Genomic DNA, 10,208 nt, shown 5'->3' with positions numbered 1-10,208 from the left:
GTCACCACGACAGCCTTGGAAAGTAGACCTCTTTTGCCGGTTCGCCAATAGGTACGACCGTAAAAGAACGAACTTTGTCCTGACTGTGGAAAAACAGGGGTCGCCGGGCTACCGTATGGCCTCCCCGGGGTTCCGTGCGCCCCGTCAATCCGCCCGACAGCGTGGGGAGTTCACGATGGACAGACGGAGCTTCGGCCGACGGGTCCTGGCGGGAAGCGCGGTCGCGGCGGGCGGGGCCGCTCTCTCCCTCTCCCCGGCCGCCGCCGCGCAGGCCGGGGGCGGGGCCCTCGCCGGGGGTGCCGCACTCGCGGCGAACCCGCCCCGGACCGCCCCGGCGGGCGGCCGGGTCCGCCATATGCGGCTCTGCGCGGAGAGGCTGCCCGACGGCCGGATGGGGTACGGCCCGGAGAAGGGGAAGGCGACGGTCCCCGGCCCGCCCATCGAGCTGACCGAGGGCGACACGCTGCACATCGCGTTCGAGAACACCATGGACGTACCGGTCAGCCTGCATGTCCACGGTGTCGACTACGACATCGCCAACGACGGCACCCGGCTCACCCGCAGCCATGTGGAGCCCGGCGAGACCCGTACCTACACCTGGCGCACCCATCTCCCGGCCCGGCGCCCGGACGGCACCTGGCGGCCGGGCAGCGCGGGGTACTGGCACTACCACGACCATGTCGTGGGGACGGACCACGGCACCCAGGGCATCCGCAACGGGCTCTACGGCCCGGTGGTGGTCCGCCGGGCGGGCGACATCCTGCCGGACCGGCAGTTCACCATCGTCTTCAACGATATGACGATCAACAATCTGCCCGGCCACAGCGGACCCGACTTCCGGGCCACCGTGGGCGACCGGGTCGAGATCATCTCGATCACGCACGGTGAGTACTACCACACGTTCCATCTCCACGGTCACCGCTGGGCGGACAACAGGACCGGGCTGCTGGAGGGCCCCGGCGACGTCAGCCGGATCATCGACAACAAGATCTGCGGCCCCGCCGACTCCTTCGGCTTCCAGATCCTCGCGGGCGAGAACGTGGGCGCGGGCGCCTGGATGTACCACTGCCATGTGCAGAGCCACTCCGACATGGGCATGGTCGGGCTGCTGCTGGTGGCGAAGCCGGACGGCACTATTCCGGGGTATGACCCGCACCATCCGCCCGGTCACGCCGCCCGCTGAACCCCGCCGTCCGGCAACGGGCTCCCGGGCGCCCGGCCCGGATGCCCGGCCCGGCTCCGGCATCGGATGCGCCCCCGCCGGGGGCGGAGGAGACTGGAACCACCGCACCCGGACCTCCCGAAGGCACCCACCATGCTCACCACCCGTTATGTCTCCGGTTCCCCCAACTGGCTCGACCTCGGCACCCCCGACATCGGCGCGGCACGGGAGTTCTACGCGGACCTCTTCGGCTGGACCTTTGTCCCGGCGGGGCCCGAGGCGGGCGGCTACGGGATGTTCCAGCTCGACGGGGAGACGACGGCGGCCGGAATGCCCCTCGCCCCGGACCAGGGGCACCCCGCCTGGAGCGTCTATTTCCAGTCACCGGACATCGACGCCACGGCGGAGGCGGTCCGCCAGGGCGGCGGGGCGGTGCTGCACGGCCCGATGGACATCTGGGACCAGGGCCGCATGGCGTACTTCGCCGACCCGTCGGGTGCCTCGTTCGGCTGCTGGCAGCCGAACCGGAACAAGGGCCTGGACCGGGTCGGCGCCGAGGGCGCGCTGTGCTGGACCGAGCTGTACACCCCGGACGAGAGTGCCGCGCTCGCCTTCTACACCGCTGTGCTGGGATGGGGCACCTCGTCGATGCCCTTCCCCGACGGCTCCGGCTCGTACACGATGGTGCACCCCGCGTCCGCCGGGCCCGACGCGATGTTCGGCGGTCTGGTCCCGCTCGCGGCGACCGGCGGGACCACCCCCCACTGGCTTCCCTACTTCGCCGTCCGCGACTGCGACGCGACCGTCACCCGGGCCCGCTCCGGCGGCGGCTCCGCCCTCACCCCCGCCGTCGACCTCCAGGGCGTCGGCCGATTCGCGACCCTGACCGACCCCGCCGGTGCCCGGTTCGCGGTGATGCAGGGCGAACCTCAGGATGGCTGAAACCCCGGTGCCGAGCGTGTTGATCCTTCATTGAGCCGGTGTTTATCGGGGTGCGGGAGGGTGCTTGCATGCCGATCAACACCACGACCACCGACGACGAACTCGCCTGGCAGGAGTCCGCCCTGTGCGCGCAGACGGGCCCGGACTTCTTCTTCCCCGCGCCCGGGGCCTCGACGAAGGAGGCCAAGCGGCTGTGCGGGGCGTGCGCGGGACGGGTGGAGTGCCTGGAGTACGCGCTGCGGCACGACGAGAAATTCGGGGTGTGGGGCGGGCTCTCGGAGAAGGAGCGCTCCCGGCTGAAGAGAGCGCGGGGATGACCCGCACCCCCACAACGCCCGCGTCCGCGCGGGAGCGGTGATCCGTCCCGGGTCACCGCTCCCGCGTGTACGGGTGTGTTCAGCCTGCCGCGCGGGCCGCCATCCGGGCCTTGCGGGCGGCGAGCTTCTCGTCGAACTTGAGCGCCTCGGAGTCGAGGCCGTTCATGAAGAGCCCCAGCTCCTCCTGGGCCTTGCGGCCCTCGGGGCCGAGCCCGTCGATCTCCATGACCTTCAGGAAGCGCAGCACCGGCGCGAGGACGTCGTCGTGGTGGATGCGCAGGTTGTAGATCTCGCCGATCGCCATCTGCGCGGCGGCCCGCTCGAAGCCGGGGATGCCGTGGCCCGGCATCCGGAAGTCCACGACGACATCGCGGACGGCCTGCATGGTCAGGTCGGGCGCCAGCTCGAAGGCGGCGCTCAGCAGATTCCGATAGAAGACCATGTGCAGGTTCTCGTCGGTGGCGATCCGGGACAGCATCCGGTCGCAGACCGGGTCGCCCGAGTGGTGGCCGGTGTTGCGGTGCGAGACCCGCGTGGCCAGCTCCTGGAACGAGACATAGGCGACCGAGTGCAGCATCGAGTGCCGGTTGTCCGACTCGAAGCCCTCGGACATGTGGGACATCCGGAACTGCTCCAGCTTGTCCGGGTCGACGGCGCGGGAGGTGAGCAGATAGTCCCGCATCACGATCCCGTGCCGGCCCTCCTCCGCGGTCCAGCGGTGCACCCAGGTGCCCCAGGCGCCGTCGCGCCCGAAGAGCGTGGCGATCTCATGGTGGTAGCTGGGGAGGTTGTCCTCGGTGAGCAGATTCACCACCAGTGCGATCCGGCCGACATCGGTGACCTTGGACTGCTCCGGCTCCCAGGCCACCCCGTCCTCGAAGAAGCCGGGGAAGTTGCGGCCGTCGCCGAAGGGGACGTACTCGTGCGGCATCCAGTCCTTGGTGACCTTGAGATGACGGTTGAGTTCCTTCTCCACGACCTCCTCCAGCGCGTACAGCAGCCGGGCGTCGGTCCACGCGGCCGAGCTGCCGAGGTGAGGAGAGGTGATCGTCACTGGTGCTCCTGGGGACGGGAGAGTTACCTACGGGTTCGTAGGTTACGAGACCGTAGGTTAAGCGGGCCGTAAGTCCCCGACCAAGTCGACCTGGGTGAATGTCCAGTTACATTCGGTTATGTACCGCCCCTGACGGGGGAGAAGGAGGTAGAAGACGGACACGGGCCCCGCCGCCGGGCCCTGTGGCGGCGGAGCGGGAGACAGCTCACATCAGCGGGCGGGCGCGGGGCGGCCGAGGTCCCGCCGCAGATGCTCCGCCGTGCACGAGGACGGATGGCGGAGCAGCTCCGCCGGGGTGCCCTCGAACACCACCTCGCCGCCGTGCTTCCCACCGTCCGGCCCCAGGTCCACCACCCAGTCCGCCCGCTTGACCACGTCCAGGTTGTGCTCCACGCAGATCACCGAGTTCCCGGCGTCCACCAGCCGGTCCAGCAGCCCCACGAGGGTGCTCACATCCGCCAGATGGAGTCCGGTGGTCGGCTCGTCCAGGACATAGGCGCTGCCGGTCCGGTGCAGATGGGTCGCCAGCTTGAGCCGCTGCCGCTCCCCGCCGGAGAGCGAGGAGAGCGGCTGCCCCAGCGCCAGATAGGTGAGCCCCACCTCGTGCAGGGCGCGCAGTCTGCGCCGCAGCGCCGGGTCGTCGAAGAACGCGCCCGCCTCGGCGGCCGTCATCCGCAGCACATCCGCGATGGACCGGCCGTCCACCCGCAGCCGCAGCACCTCCTCCCGGAAGCGCTCGCCCCCGCAGACCGGACAGACCGTGGTCACCGGGTCCATGAACGCCAGATCGGTGTGGATGGCGCCCCGTCCGGAGCACTCCCGGCAGGCGCCCTCCGAGTTGAAGCTGAACAGCCCCGGCCGCACCCCGGTCCGCCGGGCGAAGACCTTGCGCACGGTGTCCATCACCCCCAGGTACGAGGCCGGTGTCGACCGGGAGGACGCCGTGATCGCGCCCTGGTCGATCACGACCGCCTCCGGGTACGCGGCCGTGAAGACCGTCGACACCAGCGTGGACTTGCCGGAACCCGCCACTCCGGTGACGGCGGTCAGCACCCCGGTGGGGAAGCGCACCGCGATGTCCTTGAGGTTGTGCAGCCGGGCCCCGGTCACCGGAAGCCAGCCGTCCGGGGTGCGGAACGACTCCTTCAGCGGGGTGCGCCGCCGCAGGGCGCGGCCGGTGACGGTGTCCGCGTCGCGCAACAGCCCGCCGGGTCCCTGGAAGACGACCTCGCCGCCCTCCGCGCCTGCCCGTGGCCCCATGTCCACGACATGGTCGGCGATCGCGATCACGTCCGGGTCGTGCTCCACCACCAGGACCGTGTTGCCCCGGTCCCGCAGCCGGAGCAGCAGCTCGCCCAGGCGCCCCACGTCCCGCGGGTGCAGACCCGTACTCGGCTCGTCCAGGACGAAGAGGAGCCCGGTCAGCGAGCTGCCCAGATGGCGCACCATCTTCAGGCGCTGCGCCTCGCCGCCGGAGAGTGTGGTGGTCTCCCGGTCGAGGGAGAGATAGCCGAGACCGATGCCCACCACCCGCTCCAGGCGTTCCCGCAGGGCGGCGGCGACCGGGGCGGCCACCGGGTCGTCGATCCGCCCGGCCACCGCCACCAGATCGGCGATCTCCATCCGGCTCCAGTCGGCGATGGTGCGCCCGTCGATCCGGGTGGCCAGCGCGGCCTCGTTCAGCCGGGCCCCGCCGCAGGACCCGCACGGGCGCTGGACCACGAAGCGGTTGGCGGCCTCCTGGCGCCTGGCGGAGAGGTCGCCCGTGTCGCGCTTGAGATACAGCCGGGTGAACCGGTTGACGATCCCCTCGAAGCGCATGTCGAACGAGCCCGACTTCATGGTCACCCGTACGCTGAAGTCCGCGCCGTGGAGCAGGAGTTCCCGTTCCTCACCGGTGTACTTCCCCAGCGGTTTGTCCAGGTCGAAGCGGCCGGAGTCGGCGTACAGGTGCCACTCCCAACCGCCCGGGGCGAGACCGGGCAGCAGCAGCGCGCCCTCGCGCAGGGACTTCGACGGGTCGACGGCCCGCTCGACGTCCAGATGGAGGGTGCGGCCCAGGCCGTCGCAGGCCGGGCACATGCCGGACGGGTCGTTGAAGGAGTACGCGGTGGCCGGACCGGCGCTCGGGGTGCCGTGCCGGGAGAACAGCACCCGGAGCGCCGCGTGGATGTCGGTCATGGTGCCGACGGTGGAGCGCGCGTTGCCGCCGACCGGCTTCTGGTCCACCACGATCGCCACCGACAGCTCGTCGATCGCGTCGACCCGGGGGCGTTCGTACTTCGGCAGCCGGTTTCTGACGAACGAGCTGTAGGTGTCGTTGAGCTGGCGCTGCGATTCGACGGCGATGGTGTCGAAGACCAGGGAGGACTTGCCCGATCCCGACACCCCGGTGAAGACGGTGATCCGGTTCTTGGGGAGGGTCAGGGAGATGTTCCGGAGATTGTTCTCGCGGGCGCCCTCGATGACGATGTCGCGTTCCATGCGGGCGAAGCTAATCGTGAATCCGGACAGTTCCCGTCGGGATTTCCGTACGGTTTTCCGTACGGGCTCTCCGCCGGGCCGGGCCGATCCGGGCGGAGCCGGGGCGGGGCGGGTACCCCGGCCGGGGCCGTCCGGCGCCGGGGCCGGCACGGACGGCCCCGGCGGCAGGGGTCAGGACGGGAGTGCGGCGGGCGGCGTGCCCTCGCGGGCCTGTGCCGGGCCCACGTCGTGGAGGCCGCCGTCCAGCAGCAGCCAGCGGGTGATCCCGAGGGACTCCAGGAACGCCATGTCGTGACCGGCCACGATCAGCGCCCCCTCGTACGCCTCCAGCGCCTGGGCCAGTCTGCGGACGCTGGCCATGTCCAGGTTGTTGGTCGGCTCGTCCAGCAACAGCAGTTGCGGGGCGGGCTCGGCCAGCAACTGCGCCGCCAGCGCGGCCCGGAAGCGCTCCCCGCCGGAGAGTGTGCCCGCGAGCTGATCGGCCCGCGCCCCCTTGAAGAGGAAGCGCGCGAGCCGGGCCCGGACGCGGTTGTCGCTCGCCCCGGGCGCGTGCCGCGCCACGTTCTCGACCACGCTCAGCCCGTCGTCGAGGATGTCGAGCCGCTGGGGCAGAAAGCGCAGCGGGACCTCGGCGACGGCCTCGCCCGCCACCGGGTCCAGCTCGCCGGTGAGGGTGCGCAGCAGCGTCGTCTTGCCCGCCCCGTTCCGCCCCACCAGGGCGATCCGCTCCGGACCGCGCACCTCCAGGTCGATGGGCGGACCGGCGAAGTGGCGCGGTGTCAGACCGGTCAGCCGCAGCACCCCCCGCCCTGGATGGACGGTGGTGTAGGGCAGTTCGATCCTGATCTCGTCGTCGTCCCGCACGGCGGCGACCGCGTCGTCGAGCCGTTCCCTGGCCCGGTCGAGGCGTTCCGTGTGGGTGACCCGCAGCTTCCCCGCGGACACCTGGGCGGACCGCTTGCGGTTGTTGGCGACGATCTTGGGGACGCGCTTGTTCTCCTGTGCCTTCTGGCCGAAGCGCTTGCGGCGGGCCAGTTTGACCTGGGTGTCCACCAGTTCGCGCCGCTGACGCTGCACATCGGCCTCGGCGTTGCGCACCATCCGTTCGGCGGCCTCCTGCTCGACGGCCAGGGCCTCCTCGTACGCGGAGAGGTTCCCGCCGTACCAGGTGACCTCGCCGTTGCGGAGGTCGGCGATCTGGTCGACCAGCTCCAGCAGCTCACGGTCGTGGCTGACCACGACCATCACCCCGGACCAGGAGCCGACCGCCTCGTACAGCCGCTGCCGGGCGTGCCGGTCGAGGTTGTTGGTGGGCTCGTCCAGGAGGAGGACGTCCGGCCGGGCCAGCAGCAGCGCGGCGAGCCGCAGCAGGACGCCCTCGCCGCCGGAGAGTTCACCGATGGCGCGGTCGAGGCCGATGGTGTCCAGGCCGAGCTGGTCGAGGGTGGCGCGGGCCCGCTCCTCGATGTCCCAGTCGTCGCCGACGGCGGCGAAGTGCGCCTCGTCGGCGTCGCCCGCCTCGATGGCGTGCAGGGCGGCGCGGGCGCGGTCGATGCCCAGCACCTCGTCCACCCGCAGCGCGGTGTCGAGGACGACGTTCTGCGGCAGCAGGCCGACCTCGCCCGCGGCGCGCACCTGACCCCCGGTCGGGGCCAGCTCCCCGGCCATCAGTTTCAGCAGGGTGGACTTGCCGGAGCCGTTGAGGCCGATGAGCCCGGTACGGCCGGGGCCGACGGAGAGCTGGAAGCCGTCGAAGACCTCCGTGCCGTCGGGCCAGGCGAACGAGAGTCCGCCGCACAGGACATGGGCGGAAGGGGTAGCCATAAAGGGGTCTCCTGTTGCGTGGAAGGGTCGGGGCAACGGGGGAGACACCGCGTCGCGTACGACGGCCCGCTCGGGGGCCGGTCCACCGGGAGACGAGGATCAGGGCGAGTGCCCTGGCCGAACGGGGTTCGGCCCTCGGGGAGGACGGCTCGGAACGCCGAGGTCGCACGCGTGGCGCACCCACCGGGACGCGGTGGTGACGCACGGTGTCTCAGACCTCAGACGAGCAATGTCCTTCTCCGATCAGTGGCAACAGAAGCGGTTCCACCGTAGGAAGGGGGCCGCGGGGCTGTCAACGCGATTAAACGGGGACGCGATTAAACGGGGAGAGGATCGGGACGGGGGAGGGCGCGGGGCGGGGAGCGGCGTGGGCCGATCAGCGGACGTCGCGCAGCAGGTCGGTCAGGTCCCGGTCGAGATCGAGGTGCAGATGCTCCTCGCCCGAGGGGACGAGCCCCTGGGCACGCTGAAGGAAACGCCGCAGCTCACAGGTGCGGACATGGACCACGGCCACCCCTTCGCTCGCGTGGAACTCCAGCACCGTGCGGTCGTATCCGTACGGCCGCACCCGGACGTCGCCGGTCCCGGCGGGCTCGTCGATCCCGGCGGCGAGCAGCTCCCGGCCGAAGGCCCAGGTGATCTCGGTCCCCTCCAGCGTCGCGGGGGCGGGGAAGTCCATGCAGACGGCGAAGGGGTCCTCGCGGTCGTAACGGAGCGTCGCCGGGACGGTCTCCATCCGGGGCGCGGGGGCGACGAGCCGGGCCTCCACGGACTGTTCGATGACGGTGGGCACGGCCTGCTCCTTCGCGTGTGACGGCTGACGCCTCCCGGACGCCTCCCTTGCTGGCACCGGTAAGGACGGGGAAACAGGGGGGAGGGTGCATCGGGGAGGAGGGTGAGTTGGATCACCGCCTCCCAGGGGAACCGTGCGGGGACGATGGGCGTTGCCGGAGCGTTCTCGTCCACTATTGCTCACGGAGCGTCACCGGCAAGGGGGTGGGGCGCACTCTGGACGGCCACCGGGGCGTGGGCTACGTTCCACCGCCATGACGGACAAGGGAACGACGGGATCGGGAACGACGGGCACGGTCCGCCCGGCGGGGCGGAGCCGGGCGGGGCGGAGCCGGGCGGGGCGGAGCCGGGCGGGGATCCGCGCGGCCGGGGCGTGCGCGCTGGCGCTGGCCGCCGTGCTCACCACTCCGGCCGGGGCGGCGCCGCCCGCCCCGGCACCGGCCCGGGGCGGGGGCGACGGCGCCGGGAGCGTGTGGAGCCTCAAGGAGACCGGCACGGACGTCAGACTGCGGGGCCTCGCCGCCGTCGGGCACCGGACCGCCTGGGCGGCGGGCTCCCGGGGGACCGTGCTGCGCACCACCGACGGCGGCCGGAGCTGGCGGAACGTCGCGCCGCCCGGGGCGGCGGGGCTCGAACTCCGCGATGTCGAGGCGTTCGACGACCGCACCGCCGTGGTGCTCGCCATCGGCGAGGGCGAGGCGTCCCGGATCTTCCGCACCGCCGACGGCGGGGCCACCTGGACCGAGTCCTTCCGCAACACCGACCCCCGGGCCTTCTACGACTGCGTCGCCTTCTTCGACCGCCGCCACGGGCTGGCCATGAGCGACCCCGTGGACGGGAAGTACCGGATTCTCTCCACCCGCGACGGCGGCCGGACCTGGCGGACGCTGCCCGGTGACGGGATGCCGCCCGCGCAGCCGGGGGAGGCGGGGTTCGCGGCGAGCGGGCAGTGCCTCGTCACCGCCGGGTCCCGCGATGTGTGGCTGGCGACCGGCGGGGGAGCGGTGGCGCGCGTCCTGCACTCCGCCGACCGGGGCGTCACCTGGACGGCCGCCGCCACGCCCATACCCGGCGGGGACCCGGCGCGCGGGGTGTTCGCGCTCGCCTTCCGCGACCGGGGGCGGGGCCTCGCCGTCGGCGGCGACTACCGGCCCGGCCTGCCCTCGCCGCGGGCGGCGGCCGTCACCCGGGACGCGGGCCGCACCTGGGAGCCGTCGGCGGCTCCGCCGCCCGCCTACCGTTCGGGTGTGGCCTGGCTCCCGCGCTTCCGCTCGGCGGCCCTCGCGGTCGGCCCCACCGGCACCGATCTCACCCTCGACGCGGGCCGCACCTGGCGCACCGTCGACACCGGCTCCTTCGACACCGTCGACTGCGTCCCCACCGCCTGCTGGGCCTCGGGCGAGAAGGGCCGCGTCGCCCGTCTGGAACCGCCCGCCCGCTGACCCGCGCGGGACCCCGCCGACGCCGTCCGCGGTGGACGGGCGGGTGGCGCCCGGGGCCCGCCGGTGGGCGCGGACGCACGACGGGGGGAGCCCCTGCGCGGGGAGTCTGCGGGGTGGGGAGTCCCTGGGGGGAGGCCCTGGGGTGGGGGCACCTCCACCCCGGCCGCAGGGCACAGGGCGAGTGAGGAGGC

The 10,208-nt window shown here is 72.4% G+C and carries 8 protein-coding genes; 4 read left to right on the top strand and 4 right to left on the bottom strand.

The annotated features are described in order from the left end of the window. The first annotated feature begins 175 nt into the window (after window positions 1-175). The 3 genes from CRV15_RS02585 to CRV15_RS02575 all read left to right on the top strand — a co-directional run bounded on the left by CRV15_RS02585 (window position 176) and on the right by CRV15_RS02575 (window position 2,421). Window positions 176-1,183 (top strand): multicopper oxidase domain-containing protein, encoded by a 1,008-nt coding sequence (locus CRV15_RS02585; RefSeq protein WP_003958642.1) that lies wholly within the window; start codon window positions 176-178, stop codon window positions 1,181-1,183. 132 nt (window positions 1,184-1,315) lie between these two features. Next, window positions 1,316-2,104, top strand: a complete 789-nt coding sequence (locus CRV15_RS02580; protein WP_003958643.1) for a VOC family protein — start codon at window positions 1,316-1,318, stop codon at window positions 2,102-2,104. 68 nt (window positions 2,105-2,172) lie between these two features. After that, window positions 2,173-2,421 (top strand): WhiB family transcriptional regulator, encoded by a 249-nt coding sequence (locus CRV15_RS02575; protein WP_003962464.1) that lies wholly within the window; start codon window positions 2,173-2,175, stop codon window positions 2,419-2,421. Window positions 2,422-2,500: 79 nt separating this feature from the next. On the opposite strand, the gene CRV15_RS02570 is transcribed toward CRV15_RS02575, so the two are convergent. The 4 genes from CRV15_RS02570 to ssgD all read right to left on the bottom strand — a co-directional run bounded on the left by CRV15_RS02570 (window position 2,501) and on the right by ssgD (window position 8,576). Next, window positions 2,501-3,475, bottom strand: coding sequence for an acyl-ACP desaturase (locus tag CRV15_RS02570; RefSeq protein WP_003958645.1), 975 nt, complete (start codon window positions 3,473-3,475; stop codon window positions 2,501-2,503). 210 nt (window positions 3,476-3,685) lie between these two features. After that, entirely contained in the window at window positions 3,686-5,959 is a 2,274-nt protein-coding gene (locus tag CRV15_RS02565) for an ATP-binding cassette domain-containing protein (protein ID WP_003958646.1), read from the bottom strand. A 171-nt stretch (window positions 5,960-6,130) separates the two neighbouring features. Continuing rightward, window positions 6,131-7,783 (bottom strand): ABC-F family ATP-binding cassette domain-containing protein, encoded by a 1,653-nt coding sequence (locus CRV15_RS02560; protein ID WP_003962465.1) that lies wholly within the window; start codon window positions 7,781-7,783, stop codon window positions 6,131-6,133. Window positions 7,784-8,159: 376 nt separating this feature from the next. Then, a complete protein-coding gene (gene ssgD / locus CRV15_RS02555) occupies window positions 8,160-8,576 on the bottom strand; it encodes a spore wall synthesis regulator SsgD (protein ID WP_009997984.1) in 417 nt (138 codons plus the stop codon). A gap of 253 nt (window positions 8,577-8,829) precedes the next feature. Here ssgD and CRV15_RS02550 point away from each other — a divergent pair, with 253 nt between their 5' ends. Continuing rightward, window positions 8,830-10,017, top strand: a complete 1,188-nt coding sequence (locus tag CRV15_RS02550; RefSeq protein ID WP_003962467.1) for a WD40/YVTN/BNR-like repeat-containing protein — start codon at window positions 8,830-8,832, stop codon at window positions 10,015-10,017. The last annotated feature ends 191 nt before the right edge of the window (window positions 10,018-10,208 follow it).

The sequence above is a fragment of the Streptomyces clavuligerus genome (assembly GCF_005519465.1).
Classification (GTDB): domain Bacteria; phylum Actinomycetota; class Actinomycetes; order Streptomycetales; family Streptomycetaceae; genus Streptomyces; species Streptomyces clavuligerus.
Note: the sequence above shows the minus strand (reverse complement) of the source record. Positions and strands in the feature narration are given on the sequence as shown.

Bases quoted from the DNA above. Each gene is read 5' to 3' on its own strand.
- CRV15_RS02560 (WP_003962465.1), bottom strand. From the start codon at position 7,783: ATGGCTACCCCTTCCGCCCATGTCCTGTGCGGCGGACTCTCGTTCGCC.
- CRV15_RS02550 (WP_003962467.1), top strand. From the start codon at position 8,830: ATGACGGACAAGGGAACGACGGGATCGGGAACGACGGGCACGGTCCGC.
- CRV15_RS02580 (WP_003958643.1), top strand. From the start codon at position 1,316: ATGCTCACCACCCGTTATGTCTCCGGTTCCCCCAACTGGCTCGACCTC.
- CRV15_RS02565 (WP_003958646.1), bottom strand. From the start codon at position 5,959: ATGGAACGCGACATCGTCATCGAGGGCGCCCGCGAGAACAATCTCCGG.
- CRV15_RS02575 (WP_003962464.1), top strand. From the start codon at position 2,173: ATGCCGATCAACACCACGACCACCGACGACGAACTCGCCTGGCAGGAG.
- CRV15_RS02585 (WP_003958642.1), top strand. From the start codon at position 176: ATGGACAGACGGAGCTTCGGCCGACGGGTCCTGGCGGGAAGCGCGGTC.